The organism is Nocardia sp. NPDC003482, from assembly GCF_053588115.1.
The window spans coordinates 82,041-102,003 of record NZ_JBSFPI010000012.1; the positions used below are offsets into that span (position 1 = coordinate 82,041).

Below are 19,963 nucleotides of genomic sequence, written 5' to 3' on the forward strand. Positions count from 1 at the left end.
GGTACTGCTGACCGTTCGATCTGATCGACAGTCGCCATGAATAGGGGTCTACCACAGCCCCGGACCGATCCGGTGCGGATTTCCCCGAGTGTCGCGTATGGGCCGCTTGCCGGACCTCAGCGGGCGACGGTGAAGAAGCCCAGCGTCGGCAGGAACGAGCAGGTGATCGGCGCCTGATCCGCGGCGGGCTGAGTCGTCAGCGAACCGGACACCACGGCCACCACGCGACCCGCGCCGGTGTCGGCGATCGCGGACAGCGTCGCCGGGCCGTCGGGGTTGATGTGCGCGGCATCGGTCAGCGGCAGCGTGCCGCCCCGGCCGGAGTCGAGGTTGTACCACTGCACGACCAGCGGCGGATTCTGCTGCGGGACAAGACCTTTGGTGCCCAGCGCGGTGAACACGAAACCGGCCTGACCGGCCGCCGGACCCGGCGGGGGCAGTTCGGCGGGACCGGGCACGGCCAGCGCGGTGCCGACCGAATCGGCGCCCGGGCCGATGCAGCCGCGGCCGATGCTCGGGTAGAGGAACTGCGCGATGGCCGGGCCGTCCTGCGGGATGTCCGGGCCGCCGCCGTTGCTGCCGCTGAGGAACGCGATGATGGCCTGCAACGTCGTCTTGATCTGCGGCGGAATGCCGGGGCTGTTGAGCAGGTTCTGCGCCTGATCGAGGATGGTCTGCTGACCGGGCGAGGCGATATTGCCCGCCTGCGCGGCCGCGCCCACGATGGCGGGCGCGAGGTTGGCGAGCACGTCGACCGGGACACCCTCGGGCACCAGCGGAACGGTCGCGGACGTCTGCGGCTTCGGGGCCGGGGCTGCGACCGCCATCGATGACGCGGTCAGTGTCGCACCGGCCGTCAAGGCCACCACTGACAATGCGAACCGCGTTCCTCTGCTGCGAAGCACTGGTGTAGCCGTCCTTACCTCGGGTACCACAACGTCGGCGATGCTGGGCGCATCGTTGCGCGTCACTCTAGGGATCGAGTCCAGCGTTGTACAGCCATGGTGTGATCTTGCCTGCACTTGCCGCTCCGGTCGGCGAACCGGCCGGTGCGTCGTCAGAAGATACCCCTGATTAATCTTGTCCAGGCCCGGCACCCGACCCGAAAGCTTGCGCGCCGTGACTCGAAATCCGCGATCGGCCCTCGGCGGACGCCGGTTGGCCGTCGCCGCACTGGGCCTGTCGGTGCTGATCCGACTGTTGTGGATGGCCACCCCCAACGGGATGAACCTCGTCGATCTGCACGTCTACGTAGGGGGTGCGGCCGATCTGGGCACCGGACACCTCTACGACTTCACCTACGCGGAGAAGACGCCGGACTTCCCGCTGCCGTTCACCTATCCGCCGTTCGCGGCCGTCGTGTTCTATCCGCTGCACTATCTGCCGTTCACGGCGGTGGCGATCGGCTGGCTGCTGTTGATCGTGGCGGCGCTGTACGCGGTGGTGCGGCTGAGCCTGTCGCTGCTGCTCGGCGCGGCCGCGCGCGAAAGTCGTTGGCGCACCGCGGCGATCGGCTGGACCGCGGTCGGCATGTGGCTCGAGCCCGTGCGCACGACCATCGACTACGGGCAGGTCAATGTGTTCCTGGTGCTCGCCGGGATGCTCGCCGCCTACTCCGCGCGGTGGTGGGTGTCGGGTCTGCTGGTGGGCGTGGCCGCCGGGGTGAAGCTGACCCCGGCCGTCACCGGCCTCTATCTCGCCGGGCGCCGGCGCTGGGCGGCGGCGGTGTGCTCGGCGGTGGTGTTCGCCGCGACCGTGGGCCTGAGCTTCCTGCTCTCGGCGGAGGAGACGCGGACCTACTTCGGCCCGCTGCTGGGCGACGCGAATCGGATCGGGCCGGTGGGTTCGGTGTGGAATCAGTCGCTGCGCGGGGCGTTCACCCGGCTGCTCGGGCACGACGCGGGCTCGCCGTGGGAACTGGCCGGGCATCGAATCCCGTTCGGGCCGTGGTGGCTCGGGGCCGTGCTGGTGATCGCGGTGATCGCGGTCCTGGCCTGGCGGGCGCTGGCCTTCGACGATCGTCTGGGCACGCTGCTGGTGGTGCAGCTGTTCGGGCTGATGGTCTCGCCGATCTCGTGGTCGCATCACTTCGTGTGGCTGCTGCCGCTGATCCTGTGGCTGCTGTACGGGCCGTTGCGCGCGGCCGCGGGCGCCCGGGTCCTGGCCGGGTACTGGTTGATCACCACCCTGGTCGGCGTGCCCTGGATCCTGTCGTTCTTCCAGCCCACCATCTGGACGATCTCCCGGCCGGGCATTCTGTCGTGGCTGGGCGCGGTCGACGTGATCGGCGTGGTCGCGCTGTTCGTGTGGATCATCCGGGTCGGCCCCCGGCACGAGAGGACCGAGCCGGGGGACGAACCCGTCAGCTCCGCGCGGCCAGCCGATCGATCTCCCGCGCCAGATCCACATCCAGCCGGGTGAGCCCGTCGGCGTCGTGGGTGGACAGCGTGAAAGTGACCCGGCGCCAACGGATATCGATATCGGGATGATGGTTGGCCGCCTCCGCGGCCTCGGCGACCCGGCCGACCAGGTCGATTCCGGCCAGGAAGCTCGGGGCCTCGACCGTGCGGGTGATGGAATCGCCCGTGCGGGTCCACTCGGGCAGCCCGGTGAGGGCGGTGGCGATCTCGTCGTCGGTGAGTCGTGGAGTACCCATGTCTCCGGTGTACCCACTGTCCGGACCGACACCGGAATTGGTCGTCCCCGGTATTTCGGTACTGTGTAGCTGGCCGCATGCCCGGTGAGTTCCTACCGCACCTGTCTTGCTCGTCCCCTCTACGGCGAGGGTCGGCCGAACCACATCATTCAGCAGGAGGATTCAAACGTGTCGTCTGTCGAGTTCCGTAACGTGGCCATCGTTGCGCACGTCGACCACGGCAAGACGACGCTGGTCGATGCCATGCTCAGGCAGTCCGGTGCGTTCGCCGAGCGAGCCGAACCGGTCGACCGGGTGATGGATTCCGGCGATCTCGAGCGCGAGAAGGGCATCACCATTCTCGCCAAGAACACCGCCGTGCACCGGCACAACCCCGACGGCAGCGTCACCGTGATCAATGTCATCGACACCCCCGGCCACGCCGACTTCGGCGGCGAGGTCGAGCGCGGGCTGTCGATGGTCGACGGCGTCGTGCTGCTGGTCGACGCCTCCGAGGGCCCGCTGCCGCAGACCCGGTTCGTGCTGCGCAAGGCGCTGGCCGCGTCGCTGCCGGTGATCCTGGTGGTCAACAAGACCGACCGGCCCGACGCCCGCATCGCCGAGGTCGTCGAGGAGAGCCACGACCTGCTGCTGGATCTGGCGTCCGATCTCGACGACGAGGCCGCCGAGGCCGCCGAACTCGCGCTGGATCTGCCGGTGCTCTACGCCTCCGGCCGCGAGGGCAAGGCGTCCACCGAACGGCCCGAGAACGGGCACGCCCCCGACGCGGAGAACCTCGACGCGCTGTTCGAGATCCTGCTCAACTACATCCCCGCGCCGAAGGGCGATGCCGCCGCCCCGTTGCAGGCGCACGTCACCAACCTCGACGCCTCGCCGTTCCTGGGCCGGTTGGCGCTGCTGCGCATCCACAACGGCACCCTGCGCAAGGGGCAGAACGTGGCGTGGATGAGCGCCGAGGGCGTCAAGCCGGTCAAGATCACCGAGCTGCTCAAAACCGTTGGCGTGGAACGCAATCCGGCGGAGGAGGCGGTCGCGGGCGATATCGTCGCGGTCGCGGGCATCCCGGACATCATGATCGGTGACACGCTCGCCGATCCGGAGAATCCGGTCGCGTTGCCGCGCATCACCGTCGACCAGCCCGCAATCTCGGTGACGGTCGGCATCAACACCTCCCCGCTCGCCGGGCGCAACGGCGGCACCAAGCTGACCGCCCGCATGGTGAAGGCGCGGCTGGACCAGGAACTGGTCGGCAACGTGTCGCTGCGGGTGCTCAATACCGAACGCCCCGACACCTGGGAGGTGCAGGGCCGCGGTGAGCTGGCGCTGGCCATCCTGGTGGAGACCATGCGCCGCGAGGGTTTCGAGCTGACCGTGGGCAAGCCGCAGGTGGTCACCCGCACCGTCGACGGCAAGGTGCACGAGCCGTTCGAGGAGCTGACCGTCGACGTGCCCGAGGAGTACCTGGGCGCGGTCACCCAGCTGCTGGCCGCCCGCAAGGGCAAGATGGTGCAGATGACCAACCACGGATCCGGTTGGGTCCGAATGGAATTCATCGTGCCCTCGCGCGGGCTGATCGGTTTCCGCACCGACTTCCTCACCGAGACCCGCGGTACCGGCATCGCCAACGCCGTCTCGCACGGATACGCGCCGTGGGCGGGGGAGATCCGCGCCCGGCACACCGGGTCGCTGGTGTCCGACCGCGCGGGCAGCGTCACCGGGTACGCCATGCTCCAGCTCGCCGACCGCGGCACCTTCTTCGTCGAGCCCGGCGCGGAGACCTACGAGGGCATGGTGGTGGGCATCAACCCGCGCGCCGAGGACCTCGACATCAATGTCACCCGCGAGAAGAAGCTGACCAATATGCGCAGCGCGACCGGTGACGTGCTCGAGACGCTGGCCCGCCCGCTGGTGCTGGATCTCGAGGGCGCCCTGGAGTTCTGCGCGGGCGACGAGTGCGTCGAGGTCGGTCCGAACGTCGTCCGCGTCCGCAAGGTCATCCTGAGCGCCACCGAGCGCGCCCGCGACCTGTCCCGCCGCAAGGCCCGCGACCGCGCCGCCCAGAACGCGTAGGCCCCTCCGGGTCCCTCGGGTCCCTCCCCGGGCCCGGCGGAACGACGAATGCAGGACGGTAGAGTGCCCAGCGTGATGCCGGGGGCAGTGAGACACACGACGGCGCGTGTAGTGGTGGTGCTGGCGACCCTCGTGACGGTGGTCGCCGGGTGTACCGCGAATCCGCCGCCGCCCATCGAGAGCACCGACAGCCCGAAGACGACCCCGGCCAAACCCACCAAGAGCACGGTGGTGGTGGCCGTGGACGACATCGGGATCGGATTCAATCCGCATCTGCGGTCCAATCAGTCGCCCGCGACCAATGCCGTTGCGTCGCTGGTGTTTCCGAGCCCGTTCAAGCCGGTGCCCGCGCCCAACGCGCCGGGCGCGACGGAGTGGGTGCCCGACACCGCGCTGATGGCCTCGGCCGATGTGACCGCGCAGGAGCCGTTCACGATCACCTACAAGATCCTCAACCAGGCGTCGTGGTCGGACGGGGCGCCGATCGCGGCGGAGGATTTCCGGTACCTGTGGCAGCAGATGATCACGCAGCCCGGGGTGGTTGATCCGGCAGGGTATCGGCTGATCGCCGACATCGCCTCCTCCGACGGCGGCAAGACCGTGACCGTCACCATGAACGCGCCCTATCCGGCGTGGCGGGAGCTGTTCACCGATCTGCTGCCCTCGCATCTGCTCAAGGATCAGCCGGGCGGATTCCAGCGGGCGCTGGCCGTGGAGCGCGGGCTGATCAATCAGAATCCCATCTCCGGCGGGCAGTTCCGGGTCACCCAGGCCGACTCGGGCCGGGAGGAGATCCTGCTCGATCGCAACGATCGCTACTGGGGTACGCCCGCGGTACCGGATCAGATCCTGATGCGCCGGGGCGGGACCGCCGCGCAGCTGGCCGAGTCGCTGCGCGCGGGGGACGCGCAGCTGGCGCTCGCGCACGGGGGAGCGGCCTTGCAGGCGCAGCTGGCCGCGATCCCGGCCGTGCGCACCGCCGTGATGGCCCAGGCGCGCGAGATGCAGCTGGCCCTCAACGCCCGCACGGGTGAGCTGGCCGATCCGCGGGTGCGCCGGGCCGTGCTGGCGCTGCTGGATCCGGCGCTGCTCGCGACCGTCGGGGCGCAGACCGGGGCGTGGGTGGAACCCGCTCGCGCCCAGACGCTTTCGCCGTCGGATCCGGGCTATGTGGCGACCGCGCCGCCGCGACCGTCGGCGGACGAGGCGTACGCGCTGCTGGCGCAGGCCGGATTCGGGCGCGCTCCCGAACAGCCGCAAGGCAATTCGCCGACCTCGCCCGCCCCGCAGCCGCGCCCGATCGCCAAGAACGGCAAGACGCTCACGGTGCGGATCGGGGCGGTCGACAAGGATCCGACGACGCTCGCCGTGGCCAGCACCGCCGCGGACCAGTTGCGCAGCGCGGGCGTCGACGCCAGCGTGCGCAGCCTGCCCGCCGACGAGCTGTACGGCAAGAACCTGCTCGACGGCAGCGTGGACGCGATCGTCGGCTGGGAACGCTCCGGGCAGGACGCCTCGACGCTGCTGGCCTCCCGCTACGGCTGCCCGCCGCCGCCCCCGGCCACGCCCGAGGAGGACACCGCCCAGCTGGACGCGATGCGCAAGGCGCCCAGCAATGTGTCCGGGGTGTGTGATCCGGCGTTGCAGGCGCAGATCGACAACGGGTTGCGCGGCATCGATGTGCCCCGGACCCTCGCCGACGCCGAGCCGAAGCTGTGGGAGCTGGCGACCGTGCTGCCGATCGTGCAGGACAGCGGGGTCGCCGCGGTCAGTTCGCGGATGGACGGGGTGTCGCTGAGCGGCTCGACCCAGATCGGGATGTTCGCCGGGGCGGCCACCTGGCGGCGGTTGTCGTGACGACCGGTGGCATCGTCCTCGTCCACGCGCACCCCGACGACGAGACCATCGTCACCGGCGGGACCATCGCGCACTATCGCCGCCGCGGCGTCCCCGTGACGGTCGTGACGTGCACCCTCGGCGAGGAGGGCGAGGTCATCGGGGCCCGATGGGCGCGCCTGGTGAGCGCCGAGGCCGATCAGCTCGGCGGCTACCGGATCGGCGAACTCGACCGCGCCCTGGCCGAATTGGGCGCGGGCCCACCGCATTTCCTCGGCGGCGCGGGGCGCTGGCGCGACTCCGGCATGACCGGCACGACCGCGGATCCGCAACCGATGGAACCCCTCCATCCGCGCGCGTTCGTGAAGTCCGGGGACGCGGCGGTCGACGAACTCGTGCGCGTCCTGCTGGATCTGCGCCCCCGCGTGGTGGTCGGCTACGACCCCCGCGGCGGCTACGGCCACCCCGACCACCGCCACGCCCACCGCGTCACCATGGCCGCCGTCGACGCCGCCGCCGAAAACGGTTGGGCCACACCGAAGGTCTACTGGACCGTCACCGACGCCACCGTCCTGCGCCGCCACACCGAGGCGCTGGCCCGCCGCACGGTCGACCGGCTCCCCGGCGCGCTGCCGTCCGGCTGGCGCCTCCCCGCCGAGGGCGAATTACCTTGTGTCGCCAGCGATTCGGTAACCACCACCATCGACGTCTCCGACGTCCTCCCCGCCAAACGCGCCGCCCTGCGCGCCCACGCCACCCAGGTCACCGTCGCCCCCTCGGGCCGCGAATTCGCGCTGTCCAACAACATCGCCCAACCGATCCTCCCCGAGGAGCACTACCTGCTCGTCCGCGGCCGCCTGGGCCCGGTAGCCGCCGACGGCCGCGAGGACGACCTCCTGGCGGGCCTGCCCGACTAGAGTCCCCCCTCATGACCGAGCTAACCAGCTGCCGCCCCAACCTCGAGGTCCACGACCTGGAACCCACGGTCACCCACCTCACCGCGATCCTCGGTTTCGAGCTCGAACTGCTCGAGCCCGAAATGGGCCTGGCCCTACTCCACCGCGACACGGTGGGCCTGGCCGTCGTCCGCACGACGAACCCAGCGGTCAACGAGACCACCGCGTGTTATATCGGCGTCACGGGTGTCGACGAGTTCTACCGGCACTGCGGTTCGCTGGGCGCGACCATTTCGGTGGATTTGACCGATCACCCTTGGGGGCTACGGGATTTCGTGGTGGAGATCCCGGGCGGACATCGCTTGGCCTTCGGCGAGCGGATCGTCGCGACCGGGGCTGATACCGGCGGCATAGACTGATCAACATGTACAACTGGGCCCTGCAGGATGCCATTGCGGCGTTCGTTCAAAGCCAGCAGCCGTATTGGCAGGCGCAGCATGAGCTTTATCTGGCGGTGTTGCACGGGTTCGTGGAGATGCAGAGTCAGGTGTTGACGCTGCTCGGCTTTCCGCCGGTGCCGTGACGGCCGCGGCTGTCGGACGCGCCGGGGTGGCGGCGCGGGGGCCGGTGTGGGGGGTGGTCGGGGCGCTGGTGGCGGGGGTGTTGGTGGTCGACGGGGTGTTGTCGCTGGCGCTCGAGGTGCTGTATCTGCCGATGTATGTGGGGGCGACGCCGGTGCCGGTCACGGCGGCGGTGGCGGCGGTGGTGAATGTGTTGCTGGTCGCCGGAATGGGGGTTGTGGCGTCGCGGCCCGCGGCGTTGGGGTTGCCGTTGATCGCGTGGCTGCTGGGATATTTGATCTGTTCGACCGCGGGGCCGGGTGGGGACGTGCTGTTGCCCGCGGACTGGACGGCATTGTTGCTGTTGGCTTGCGGTCTGATCCCCGCGGGGTTCTATCTGTTCCGGCGCGCGTTTCCGGCTCGGGGGTGAGGGCGGTCCCGCGCCGGCGGTTCTTCATTAGCCGTTCGTGTGCTGTTGGTTCGCCGCGAATTCGGCTGGACCGCAATTCGATTCGGCGTGGCCGGGCCGTGTCACGAATATGCGCTATGTGTAGTTGAAATGGGATGTTTTCGTTACTCTCTCTCGCTGTACGGGTGAACCGCACTTCGGGCAGCGCGAGGAGGTCGGGCGGTGCAATGGGCAGGACTGCGCCGAGATGGGGTGCGGGGTCGGGTGAGTGTGCGCGTGCGGTTGCTCGCGATCGTGCTCATCTCCAGCATCACACTGTTGGCGATCGGTGTCGGCGCGGCGGCGTATCTGGTCAAATCGGGCCGCGAGGCCAAGGACTGGGCCGAGCTGGCCAGTAGTACGACCGCTCCCGCGATCGCGATGGTGCAGGGCTTCGAGGAGGAGCGCCGCCTGTCGATGCTGTATCTGGCGGGGGATCCGGACGCCCAGCGGCTGCTCGTCCCGGCCCGGCAGAAGTCCGACGAGGCGCTGGCCCTGGTGATCGCCCGCGGCGACGCCGCGCGAAAGTTGAACCCCGCCAACGCCAAAGCCGATATCGAGGGCTACAACAAGCTGTTCAACGCGGTCCCGCAGGTGCGCGCCGGCGTGGACGCCCGACAGGCCCCGCCGGAACAGATCTTCGGCTTCTACACCCAGGTGATCGGGACGATCATCGCGGCGTCCATGCTGGCCGCCCGCGTCGCCCCGGACGCCGCGGTCGCGGTCGAACTGGGATACGGCGTGGATCCGTTGCGCGCGGGCGAGGCCCTCTCGATCGCCGACTCCCTCGGCGCGGTGGGCCTGACCCTCGGCGAGCTGACCCCGCAGCAACTCGTCGAATTCAACGCGCACGTCGGCGAATTCCGCGGCGAGATGGCCTATTCGGCGGCCACGCTGAAGGGGCAGCGGCTCGACGAGCTGAAGACGCTGATGGCCTCCCCCGACTATCAGAACGTGATCGCCATGCAGGACGCGATCATGCTGCGCGGCCCGGTCACCCCCGAGACGAGCGACACGTCCTCCCGTTCGGCGCGCGACGCCCGGCCCGCCACCGCGACGGTCCCGCTGCCGAGCACGACCGCGGCCTGGCAGGACGCGTCGGTCCGCGTGACCCAGCGCCTGCTGAAGCTGTGGGAGGACCAGAGCCAGGACGCGCACGTCGTCGCCCGGCAGCAGGGCGACGACACCGAGCGGCGCTCGCTGCTCGGCGGCGCGGCCGTGCTCGCGATCTCGCTGCTGGCGTTCGTGCTCGCGCTGCTGCTGGCCAACCGGTTCATCGGCCGGATGCGCCGATTGCGCGGGGAGACACTGGAATTGGCCGACGAGCGGCTGCCGGATCTGATGCGCCGCCTCGGCGAGGGCAAACCGATCGACGTGACCGAGGAGGGTTCCCGGCTGGACTTCGGTTCCGACGAACTGGGCCAGGTCGCGAGCGCGTTCAACCGTGCCCACGTCGCGGCCGTCTCGGCCGCGGTCGCCGAGGCCAAGACCCGCACCGGCGTCAACGCGGTCTTCCTCAACATCGCCCACCGCAGCCAGGTCGTGGTGCATCGCCAGCTGGCGCTGCTCGATCAGGCCGAGCGCCGCGAGGAGAACTCCGATCAGCTCGAATTGCTGTTCCAGCTCGACCATCTCGCGACCCGCGCCCGCCGCAACGCCGAGAACCTGATCATCCTCGGCGGCGAGCAGCCGGGCCGCCGCTGGCGCAAACCGGTGCGGTTGGTGGATCTGGTGCGCGGCGCGGTCGCGGAGAGCCTCGACTACACCCGCATCCAGACCGGCCGCGTGCCGGAGGTCGCGGTGATCAGCAGCGCGGTCGCCGACCTCATCCACCTGCTGGCCGAGCTCATGGACAACGCCACCGCCTTCTCCCCGCCGCAGGCACGGGTGGAGGTGACCGGCGCGATCGTCGGCCGCGGCGTCGCGGTCGAGATCATCGACCAGGGACTGGGCATGTCCGAGACCGAGTTCGCCGAGCGCAACGACCTGCTCGCCAACCCGCCGGACTTCAGCGTCGCGGCGCTGTCCAGCAACACCCGCCTCGGCCTGTTCGTGGTCGGGAAATTGGCCAACCGCCACGGGATTTCGGTGAAGCTGGGCGAATCCGACTACGGCGGCGTGCGGGCCGTGGTGGTCGTCCCGACCGCCCTGCTGGCCACCGACGCGACCCCCGAGGAGCCCGAGCGGCAGCCCGTCGCGATCCCCGACCGGCAGCCCGCCGCGCTCGCGGCCGCGCCCGAGCGATCCGGGCGGGCCGAGCGCCCCGAGCGGATCGAACGCGTGGAACGGGTCGAACCCGCCCCCGAACCGGTGGCGCACCGCTCGGCCTGGTTCACCCCCGCCTCGGAATCCGGCGGTTTCCCGGCGGTCCCGAAGGGCTTGGCGGACAATGGGTTCCACGCCGCCCCGCCGCCCCCGGCGCCGGTGGTCAAGCCGCCGCTGCCGCGTCGGCAGCGGCAGTCGGTCACCGCGACCGACGAGCCGCCAGCGGTCGCGCCCGCGCGCCAGCGCAGCGCCGACCAGGCGCGCTCCCTGATGAGCGCGATCGAGCACGGAACCCGGGAGGGCCGCCGCTCGCGCGCCGAATCCGATTCCAGCGCAACATCTTTCACCCGACGAGAAGGCGACGATGACTACTTCCCAGCGAACTGACCTCGGCTGGCTGCTCGACGATCTGATCAACGGGCTGTCCGGCGCCGAGTCCGCGGTGCTGTTGTCGACCGACGGACTGCTACTGGGCCGGTCCCGCGGGCTGGAACAGTCCGAGGCCGAACGCTTCTCGGCGATGGCCTCGGCCCTGCACAGCCTGGCGCGCAGTGCCGGTCACCATTTCAAGGCCGGTGGCGTGTGCCAGACGGTGATCGAACTCGATCACGCGGTGCTGTTCATCACCTCGGCGGGCGCCAACGCGTGCCTGGCCCTGCTGGCCGCCGAGAACGCCGATATGGGCATGGTGGCCTACGAGATGAATCAGACCGTGCAGCGGGTCGGTTCGCATCTCGGCGTCGATCCGCGCCCGCAACAGACCCGGCCGACACCACAGCCATGAACGACGAACGCGAATCCTGGTACGAGGAGGACGCCGGGCCCCTGGTCCGGCTCTATGCCGTCACGCGCGGCCGGGGTCGCGTCGCGCGTCCGGAACTGAATATGGCGACGCTGGTCGTCGACGCCCATCGCGGCGCGGCGCTGCGCCGCACCGAGCCCGAGTACATCGCGATCGTCGAGCTGTGCCGGACCCCGCAGTCGGTGGCGGAGGTCTCCGCCCGTCTCCGGCTGCCCCTGACCCTCACCAAGGTGCTCATCGGTGATCTCATCGACGACGGCCGCCTCGTCTACCGGGCGCCGCACACCACCGTGACCGTCGAATCCGAGCTGAGCCTGCTCCAGGCCGTCCTCGAGGGTATCCGCGCCCTCTGAAGAAGAATCGGGCCCCGGGTTGTTGGGACGAGGCCCGGAGACGTCCGTGCGACGGCTCAGATCAACTGGGAGACAAGCCGTTTGGCGTTCATGTAACCGATGGCCTCGATGGAGACCATCGGGTTGACGCCCGAGGAGGTCGGGAAGCAGGAGGCGTCGGCGACGACGATATTGGGGACCTCCCAGGTGGCCCCGTCGGGGTTGGTGGCCGACATCTCGGCGCTGCCGCCCATCCGGGCCGAGCCCATGATGTGCAGGGCGCCCAGCGAGCACCGGCCGGGACCGTAGCCCGCGGCCTCGCAGGCGGCGGAGAACTCGGCGTGCGACCCCGTGCGGCCGGGCTCGTAGGAGATGCCCGCCTGATGGCCGGAGAAGATGCGCGTGGCGCCCGCGGCCTCCAGAATGCTTGCGGCGCCCTGGATTCCGGTGTGCAGATGCGCGGCGTCGTAATCCGACAGCCGGTACTTGACCACCGGCTCACCGGTCTTGTCGATGGTGACCTGCCCCGGATCGCGGTCGCGGGTGATGATGCCGATGGCGTTCGTGCGCCCGAAGTTCGACATCACCTCGCGGTGGCTCTCCGCCCCGCGCCAGCTCATGAAGCCGATCGCCGCGCCCGGATGCAGCGGCCCGGTCTCGTAGATGACGCCGTAGCCGTTGCCGTCCAGATCCGCGTGCCGGCGGCAGATCCGGCCCTGCAACGCGCCCTCCCAGGGCCGGATCTCCTCGTCGAACAGGCCGAAGACCGCGGCGGCGGGATGCAGGCGCAGGTACCGGCCGATGTTGTCGTTGCGCAGGCCCGATCGCCGCAGCAGCGCGGGGGTCTGCAACGCGCCCGCGGACACCACGACCGCGCGCGCCCGCACCTTGATCTCGACGCCGGTGGAGGTGCGCGCCGAAACCCCGTGCGCGCGACCGTGATGCACGTCGATCTCGCGCACGTCGGCGTCGACCACCAGGCGCGCGCCCCGCTCGGCGGCGTCGGCCAGCCAGGTCTTGACGACCGACTGCTTGGCGCCCATCCGGCAGCCGGAACCGCAACGGCCGCACTCGATTCCGGCGTCGCAGGCGTCGGAGACGTTGCGCGGCAAGGGGCTGACCTCCCAGCCCAGCGCCTGAGCGCCGCGCTCGAGGACGCTGTCGCGCGAGGACAGCGGTGAGCGGGTGTCGGTGACGCGCAGTCGTCGCTGCACCGCGTCGAGGGCCTCGTCGAATTCGTCCTTGGCGAACTGCTCCGCGCCCAGGTCCGCCCATTCGGCGCGCACGGCGTCGGGGGTGGGCAGCGAGGTGCTCCAGTTGACCACGGTGCCGCCGCCCAGGCACGATCCGGCGACCAGGGTGATCTGACCCTCGGCCGAACTCGCCCCCGGGGCATAGAGTTTCTGGAGTGCGGGCAGTTCGCCCGCTCCGAAATCACGGTCGTCGTAATAGTTCCCGCGTTCGAGCACGATGACGTCGAGCCCGGCCTCCGCGAGTACCGCCGCCGCGGCGCCGCCGCCCGCTCCCGAACCGACGATGACGACATCACAGTTCAGCGTCGTCTTCTCGGTGAAACGCAGCGGATTCAGCGCCGGTTCCGGCGCGGTGGGCAGCGGTCCGGTCGGCGCGGGATAACCCATTCGCTCCCACAGCGGATTCACGCCGGTGGGTCCGGGAGTCACGTTGTAGGCCAGCAGCGCGGCCGATTTCAGCGCCTGGAAGATCGAGCGGACGGGAGCCAGATTGGAATCGCCGAGGCGGAGCAGCGCGCGTTCGCGTTCGGCCTGCGACAGCGACGAGAACCGCCGCGGCCCGCTGCCGGTGAGTAGACCGGTGATGCGAGAGTCCCACAGCCCCAACAACATTGCGAGCTGTTTCTTGTCCGCCTCCCGGGGGCTGCGGCTCAGCAGGTCGAAGACGGTGTCCACCGCTCCGAGTTCGCTCGCGGGCGGCAGCGTCGCACCGTCGCCGGGAACGAACGTATCGCAGATCATGCTCAGCGCGGCGCGCTGTTCGGCCGTAGGCTCCATGAGAAAAATCACCCTTCGTGATGCCTGCTGTGTTCTATCACGAAGGGGGAATTCGCGCTCACTAACGAGATTCCTTGCAGCCGAAACGGCCGAAATAATATAAGAATCCGCGCTTACTTCAGCGGTGTCCGCGCAGGCCGGGCGTGACCGCGTCGAGGACCTCCCACGCGCGCTCGATCGGAATGTCGACGAGGTGGTAGCGCTTCTTTCCCGCGGCGGTTGCCGCGGTGACCGTGGCCAGACCCGCGCGACGCTGGAAAAACGTCTGCCGGACCGTCCAGCCGATGATCCCCGGGGCCTCGAGACAGTCGCGATCGCGATCCAGCGAACCGTGCCGGGTGATGAGCCAGATAGGGGTTGCGGGCAGCACCGCGTGCCCCAACCCGCGGTAGCGGTCCTCGGCCAGCAGGGCCGCGCCGACCGCGAGCAGCGCAAGCACCGGCCACGTCCAGTACGGAACCGCCACGCCCGCAAGCGAACTCGCGACGGCTGCGACCGCGAGCAGCGCGACCGGCGACAGCGCCCGCACGTACCGCCGCCGCCGGGCGCGCGGGCCGTGCCGGAGCAGCTCCACCCGGGCGGGCGCGGCGGCGTCGCCGTGGCGTCCGCGCGAGGCGAGCAACCGGGCGAGGGTGCGTTCGACCGCCGCCCGGGGGGCCTGCGGCAACAGCTTGCGGCGCGCGTCGGTGCCGGTCATGACGGCCTCGAGTTCGGCGCCCCCGGCCAGCCGCAGCAACAGCGGCTCGTTGACCGTCGCGCCGCGCAGGCGGGCCAGATCGAGGGTGGTCTGCCGGGTGGTGAACAGCCCGTGCCGAATGTGCAGGGTCTTGCCGTCGTCGAGCACGCGCAGCCCGTGATACGTGGCCAGGTAGTGCGCGCACGCCGCGACCGCGGTGACCGCGATCAGAACGGCGATGCCGATCAGCACCAGCAGCGCGAGGAACACCGCGCCGTGGTCGCCGAGGTCCCGCACGGTCCGCGAGTCCACGACCACTTGCGCCACACCGTATTTGAACGCCAGGCCCACGATCGGCCCGACGATGGCCAGCCCGGTCAGCGACAGCGGCGCGTACCGCACCCAGGACGGCCGCCACTCGGCGATGTCCACGCCCTCGTCCGTCGTCGGCGCGGCAGTGTGTCCGGTGTCCTCGGCCTCGGGCCCCTCGGCCAGCAACAGCGCCCGCAGTTCGGGCACCCGCCGGGCGTCGAGCCCGTCGAGATGGAACCGCTCCTCCCGGTCGGCCCGCTGCCCGGTGCCGATGGTGAGCACGGCCAGCCCGAGCACCCGATGCAGCGGATCGGCGTGCACGTCCACCGACCGGATGCGCGAGCGCGGCACGGTCAGGGTGCGCCGCCGCAACAGACCGCGCCGCAACTGAACGTGCTCCGCCCCGATCCGATACGTGGTCGTGAACCAACGCCCCACCGCCAGAACGACGATCACCCCCAACCCCACCAGCCCCCACAGCGGATTGTCGCTCCGACTCCCCACCACGACCGTCACCACCAGCACCGGAATGTACCGAACCGCCTCCCGCACCGGATGCACCAACAACATCCGCCCATCCAGCCGCCGCCACGGCCCCTCGACAACCCGCCCCTCGGTCACGCATACCCCCGATATGTGCTGGCCCGTTGGGCCACGCGACCTTTCGTGTGTGCGGCGGCCCTTCCGGTCATGTGGCGTCCCCTCGATGGGCGGCGGCCACCTCGGTCAGGCGGGCAACGGTTCGTTCGGCGATCGGGAGGTCGAGGGCGGTGATGCGGACCGCGCCTGCCGAGGATGCGGTCGTGACCGTGACGGTGGCGAGGCCCAGGAGGCGTTCGAGGGGGCCGCGTTCGGTGTCGACGGTTTGGACTCGGGTGATGGGGGCGACGCGGCTCTCCTGGGTGAGCCAGCCGGTGCGGGTGTAGACGGCCTCGTCGGTGATCTCCCAGCGGTGCACGGCGTAGCGCCACAACGGCACCCCGACGCAGACGAACAGGGCGGCAGCCAGGGTGATCACCACGGCGGTCGCCTGGATCGCCCGGTGCCGCGCGTCGAACACGATCCAGATCGCCTCGCCGAGCAGCACGATCGCCCAGACGAACGCGGGACCGATCGCCCACAGCAGTTTCGCCCGGGGGCTGGGACGCCAGGCGGGCGCCGCCATGATCGGTTCGGTCATGTCGCCCATGGTTTCACGAACGGCCGGTCGCGCAAGTGTCGTCCCGGGCCGGAATAGTGTGGTCGACGGCGAGGTTGTCCTCGCTCACAGGCACTGGAAGGAGACCGTCCGGATGGGTAGCGCATGATCGACGGAGTGACCGAACTGCCGAACCCGAGCATTCCTTCTCCGCCGCCGACGGCGTCGGCGATGCGCCGGGCCCTGCGCCGCGCGCGCGACGGGGTGACGCTGAACGCGGACGAGGCCACCGTGCTGCTGCACGCCCGCGGCGAGGATCTGGCCGAGCTGAGCCGCAGCGCCGCCCGCGTGCGCGACGCCGCGCTGGAGTCGGCGGGCCGGGCGGGGGTGGTCACCTATTCCAAGAACGTCTTCATCCCGCTGACCCATCTGTGTCGCGACAAGTGCCACTACTGCACATTCGTGACCGTGCCCGGCAAGCTGCGCGCCGAGGGCCGCGGCATGTACCTCGAACCCGACGAGGTGCTCGAGATCGCCCGCCGCGGCGCCGAATTGGGTTGCAAGGAAGCGCTTTTCACCCTCGGCGATCGTCCCGAGGACCGCTGGCCCGAGGCCGCGCAGTGGCTCGACGAGCGCGGCTACGACTCCACCCTCGACTATCTGCGGGCCGTGTCGATCCTGGTGCTCGAGGAGACGGGCCTGCTCCCGCATCTGAATCCGGGCGTCATGTCCTGGGCGGAGATCGCGCGGCTCAAGCCGGTGTCGCAGTCCATGGGCCTGATGCTGGAGACCACCGCGACCCGGTTGTTCACCGACAAGGGCGAATGTCATTACGGCAGTCCGGACAAGGACCCGGCGGTGCGGTTGCGCGCCATCACCGACGCGGGCCGGTTGTCGGTGCCGTTCACCACCGGCATCCTGGTCGGCATCGGCGAGACATTGCGCGAGCGGGCCGAGTCCATTCTCGCGATTCGCAAGCAGCACAAGGCGTTCGGGCACATCCAGGAAGTCATCGTGCAGAACTTCCGGGCCAAGCGGGACACCGTCATGCGCGACGCCCCCGACGCCGACATCGAGGAGTTCCTGGCCACCGTGGCGGTGAGCCGCCTGCTGCTGCCGCCGGACGTCGCGGTGCAGGCGCCGCCGAATCTGGTGTCGCACAGCGAATGTCACGCCCTGCTCGCCGCCGGTATCGACGACTGGGGCGGGGTGTCGCCGGTGACCCCCGACCACGTGAATCCCGAACGCCCCTGGCCGAATCTGGACACCCTCGCCGAGATCACCGAGGCCGCGGGTTTCCGCCTGGCCGAACGCACCTCGGCCCATCCGCGCTACGTCCGGGCCGGGAACCCGTGGGTGGATCCGCGGATCGGGGCGCACGTGGCCGCCGTCTCGGACGCGCGCACGGGCCTGGCGAATCCGGACGCCGTCGTGCGGGGCCTGCCCTGGCAGGAGCCCGACGAGTCCTGGGAGTCGACGGGCCGGATCGATCTGAACACCGCGATCGACACCGACGGCCGAAACACCGAGTCCCGCAGCGATTCCGGACTCGGCGACGAGGTGCTGGGCGCGTTCGGCGACTGGGAGACCATTCGCGAACAGGTGCGGGAGCTGGCCGCGTCGGCCCCCGAGCGGTTCGACGCCGACGTGCTCTCGGCGCTGCGCGCGGCCGAACGCGATCCGGCCGGGCTGACCGACGAGCAGTATCTGGCGCTGGCCACCGCGGACGGCGCGGAGCTGGAAGCCGTTGCGGCCCTTGCCGATCAGCTGCGCCGCGACGCCGTCGGCGACGACGTCACCTACGTGGTGAACCGCAACATCAACTTCACCAACATCTGCTACACCGGCTGCCGGTTCTGCGCGTTCGCCCAGCGCAAGGGCGACGCGGACGCGTTCACCCTGAGCACCGACGAGGTCGCCGACCGCGCCTGGGAGGCGCACGTCGAGGGCGCGACCGAGGTGTGCATGCAGGGCGGCATCGATCCGGATCTGCCGGTCACCGGGTACGCCGATCTGGTGCGGGCGGTGAAGAAGCGGGTGCCGTCGATGCACGTGCACGCCTTCAGCCCGATGGAGATCGTCAACGGCGCCTCGCGCGGCGGGGAGAGCGTGCGCGACTGGCTCGCGGCGCTGAAGGAGGCGGGGCTCGGGTCGATTCCGGGCACGGCCGCGGAGATCCTCGACGACGAGGTGCGCTGGGTCCTCACCAAGGGCAAGCTGCCCGCCTCCGCCTGGATCGAGGTCATCAGCACCGCCCACGAACTCGGCATCCCGTCCAGCTCCACGATGATGTACGGGCATGTGGACAGCCCCCGGCACTGGGTCGGGCACCTGCGGGCGCTGCGCGAAATCCAGGACCGCACCGGCGGTTTCACCGAATTCGTGCCGCTGCCGTTTGTCCACCAGAGCGCCCCGCTCTACCTCGCGGGCGCGTCCCGCCCGGGACCCACCAACCGCGACAACCGCGCGGTGCACGCCCTGGCCCGGATCATGCTGCACGGCCGGATCGCCAATATCCAGACCAGCTGGGTCAAACTCGGCGTCACCGGCACCCGGGTCATGCTCAACGGCGGCGCCAACGACCTCGGCGGCACCCTCATGGAGGAGACCATCTCGCGCATGGCCGGTTCCGAGCACGGGTCGGCCAAGACGGTCGCCGAGCTGAACGAGATCGCCGAGGGCATCGGCCGACCGGTGCGGGAACGGACGACGGTCTACGGGGTGCCGCCGCATCGGCCGGCGCCTATGACGTTGTCGCTGAGCTAGTTTCGACGCCGCGGCGGCGCGTCGCCTCGGTGCGCAGCAGCACCAGGGCGAAGGCGACCGCCGCCGCGGTCGGCACCGCCGCGAACAGCGGCAGAGACCGCATCCCGGTCCCGTCGGCGATCCAGCCGCCGAGGCGGCCCGCCAGCGCCGCGGCGAGCTGATAGGCGGCCGCGTTGATGGCCAGCGCGAGGGTGGGCGCCCCCGTGGCCGCGCCGATGACGCGGGCCTGCATGCCGGGGATCACGGCGAAGGCCAGCGCGCCCAGGGCGAACACGAGAACCGCTGTGGCCGTGCGATTTCCGAGTGCCACCCAGAACAGCGCCAGCGCGCCCACCGAGGCCGCCAGCAGTCCGGTCACGGCGGGCAGCGGGGCCCGATCGGCGAGGCGGCCGCCGAGCTGGTTGCCCACGATCGCCCCCGCCCCGTAGAGCAGCAGCAGGGCCGGAACCGCGGCGGTGGCGAAGCCCGCCACCTCGGTCAGCAGCGGGGCGATGTAGGTGAAAACCATGACCGCGCCGAGGTTCCCGACGGCGGTGAGGGCGATCGCGGCCAGCAGCCGCCGGTCGGCCAGCACGCGCAGTTCCCCGATGATCGGCCCGGTCGCGGCCGGGGGCAGGTCGGTGACGAAGCGCAGCACGAGCGCCAGCCCGACCGCGCTCACCACCGCAACGGCCGCGAAAGTGGCCCGCCAGCCCAGGTATTGGCCGACCACGGTCCCCAGTGGCGTCCCCAGCACCATGCCCAGATTCAGGCCGAGCGCCACCCGCGCCACGGCCGACGCCGCCTTCCCCTCGGGCGCGAGCCGCACGGCGGTCGCGATGGCGAGCGCGAAGAACGTCGCCACGATCAATCCGGCCGCGAAGCGCGTGACCAGCAGCACCGGCTGATTCGGCGCGAGCGCCGAACCGAGATTGGCCAGCACCGCGAAGCCGACCAACCCGGCGATCAAGCGCCGTCGCGGGACGCGGGCGGTCAGCGCGGTCAGCACCGGCCCGCCCACGATCATGCCCAGCGCGTACGCCGTGACCAGCAGGCCGGCCGAGGACACCGGCACCGCCAGCGCGTCGGCCACCTCCGGCAGGATCCCGGCGATCACGAATTCGCCCGTGGTCAAACCGAATACGACCAGGACCAGCGACAGGACGGGGAGTCGCATCATCACCCCTAATAGTTACA

Annotated in this window: 17 protein-coding genes; 11 read left to right on the forward strand and 6 right to left on the reverse strand. The window is 70.5% G+C overall.

The genetic code is table 11. From position 1 onward, the window contains the following. Positions 1–116: 116 nt before the first annotated feature. A complete protein-coding gene (locus ACWDSJ_RS20210) occupies positions 117–905 on the reverse strand; it encodes an Rv1157c family protein (RefSeq protein WP_450033561.1) in 789 nt (262 codons plus the stop codon). Positions 906–1,110: 205 nt separating this feature from the next. Between ACWDSJ_RS20210 and ACWDSJ_RS20215 the strand changes: the two genes are divergently transcribed. Then, positions 1,111–2,421 (forward strand): mannosyltransferase, encoded by a 1,311-nt coding sequence (locus ACWDSJ_RS20215; protein WP_450033562.1) that lies wholly within the window; start codon positions 1,111–1,113, stop codon positions 2,419–2,421. On the opposite strand, the gene ACWDSJ_RS20220 is transcribed toward ACWDSJ_RS20215, so the two are convergent. Next, positions 2,363–2,656: a 4a-hydroxytetrahydrobiopterin dehydratase gene (locus ACWDSJ_RS20220; protein ID WP_387363512.1), complete on the reverse strand. Its 294-nt coding sequence runs from the start codon at positions 2,654–2,656 to the stop codon at positions 2,363–2,365. The genes ACWDSJ_RS20215 and ACWDSJ_RS20220 overlap by 59 nt on opposite strands. Positions 2,657–2,824: 168 nt before the next feature. On the opposite strand from ACWDSJ_RS20220, the gene typA reads away from it, so the two are divergent. The 9 genes from typA to ACWDSJ_RS20265 all read left to right on the forward strand — a co-directional run bounded on the left by typA (position 2,825) and on the right by ACWDSJ_RS20265 (position 11,886). Beyond that, on the forward strand, positions 2,825–4,726 hold the full coding sequence (typA, locus tag ACWDSJ_RS20225; protein WP_450033563.1) for a translational GTPase TypA: 1,902 nt from the start codon (positions 2,825–2,827) through the stop codon (positions 4,724–4,726). A 75-nt stretch (positions 4,727–4,801) separates the two neighbouring features. Continuing rightward, positions 4,802–6,583 carry an ABC transporter family substrate-binding protein gene (locus ACWDSJ_RS20230; protein ID WP_450033672.1) on the forward strand — a complete coding sequence of 594 codons (1,782 nt, stop codon included), beginning with the start codon at positions 4,802–4,804 and terminating at the stop codon, positions 6,581–6,583. Then, positions 6,580–7,479, forward strand: a complete 900-nt coding sequence (mshB, locus tag ACWDSJ_RS20235; RefSeq protein ID WP_450033564.1) for an N-acetyl-1-D-myo-inositol-2-amino-2-deoxy-alpha-D-glucopyranoside deacetylase — start codon at positions 6,580–6,582, stop codon at positions 7,477–7,479. Before ACWDSJ_RS20230 ends, mshB begins: the two co-directional genes overlap by 4 nt. An 11-nt stretch (positions 7,480–7,490) precedes the next feature. Continuing rightward, positions 7,491–7,877 (forward strand): VOC family protein, encoded by a 387-nt coding sequence (locus ACWDSJ_RS20240; RefSeq protein ID WP_450033565.1) that lies wholly within the window; start codon positions 7,491–7,493, stop codon positions 7,875–7,877. Between the two features lie 5 nt (positions 7,878–7,882). After that, on the forward strand, positions 7,883–8,041 hold the full coding sequence (locus tag ACWDSJ_RS20245; RefSeq protein ID WP_387363526.1) for a hypothetical protein: 159 nt from the start codon (positions 7,883–7,885) through the stop codon (positions 8,039–8,041). Continuing rightward, positions 8,038–8,448, forward strand: coding sequence for a hypothetical protein (locus ACWDSJ_RS20250; protein ID WP_387363528.1), 411 nt, complete (start codon positions 8,038–8,040; stop codon positions 8,446–8,448). The genes ACWDSJ_RS20245 and ACWDSJ_RS20250 overlap by 4 nt, the downstream gene beginning before the upstream one ends. 243 nt (positions 8,449–8,691) lie before the next feature. Next, positions 8,692–11,118, forward strand: coding sequence for a sensor histidine kinase (locus tag ACWDSJ_RS20255; RefSeq protein WP_450033566.1), 2,427 nt, complete (start codon positions 8,692–8,694; stop codon positions 11,116–11,118). Continuing rightward, a complete protein-coding gene (locus tag ACWDSJ_RS20260; protein WP_387363534.1) occupies positions 11,096–11,515 on the forward strand; it encodes a roadblock/LC7 domain-containing protein in 420 nt (139 codons plus the stop codon). Before ACWDSJ_RS20255 ends, ACWDSJ_RS20260 begins: the two co-directional genes overlap by 23 nt. Beyond that, positions 11,512–11,886, forward strand: a complete 375-nt coding sequence (locus ACWDSJ_RS20265; protein WP_387363536.1) for a DUF742 domain-containing protein — start codon at positions 11,512–11,514, stop codon at positions 11,884–11,886. The genes ACWDSJ_RS20260 and ACWDSJ_RS20265 overlap by 4 nt, the downstream gene beginning before the upstream one ends. Before the next feature lie 56 nt (positions 11,887–11,942). Here the strand turns inward: ACWDSJ_RS20265 and ACWDSJ_RS20270 are convergent, their stop codons facing one another. The 3 genes from ACWDSJ_RS20270 to ACWDSJ_RS20280 form a co-directional block, all read right to left on the reverse strand. Further along, positions 11,943–13,895 (reverse strand): FAD-dependent oxidoreductase, encoded by a 1,953-nt coding sequence (locus ACWDSJ_RS20270; protein WP_450033567.1) that lies wholly within the window; start codon positions 13,893–13,895, stop codon positions 11,943–11,945. Positions 13,896–14,013: 118 nt separating this feature from the next. Beyond that, complete coding sequence (locus tag ACWDSJ_RS20275; protein ID WP_450033568.1) at positions 14,014–15,504, reverse strand: PH domain-containing protein; 1,491 nt, start codon at positions 15,502–15,504, stop codon at positions 14,014–14,016. A 67-nt stretch (positions 15,505–15,571) separates the two neighbouring features. Beyond that, positions 15,572–16,072 carry a PH domain-containing protein gene (locus ACWDSJ_RS20280; RefSeq protein WP_387363543.1) on the reverse strand — a complete coding sequence of 167 codons (501 nt, stop codon included), beginning with the start codon at positions 16,070–16,072 and terminating at the stop codon, positions 15,572–15,574. A 114-nt stretch (positions 16,073–16,186) separates the two neighbouring features. Here ACWDSJ_RS20280 and ACWDSJ_RS20285 point away from each other — a divergent pair, with 114 nt between their 5' ends. Further along, positions 16,187–18,787 (forward strand): bifunctional FO biosynthesis protein CofGH, encoded by a 2,601-nt coding sequence (locus ACWDSJ_RS20285; protein ID WP_450033569.1) that lies wholly within the window; start codon positions 16,187–16,189, stop codon positions 18,785–18,787. On the opposite strand, the gene ACWDSJ_RS20290 is transcribed toward ACWDSJ_RS20285, so the two are convergent. Beyond that, on the reverse strand, positions 18,765–19,946 hold the full coding sequence (locus ACWDSJ_RS20290) for an MFS transporter (protein WP_450033570.1): 1,182 nt from the start codon (positions 19,944–19,946) through the stop codon (positions 18,765–18,767). The two genes, ACWDSJ_RS20285 and ACWDSJ_RS20290, sit on opposite strands and share 23 nt — an antisense overlap. Positions 19,947–19,963: the final 17 nt, after the last annotated feature.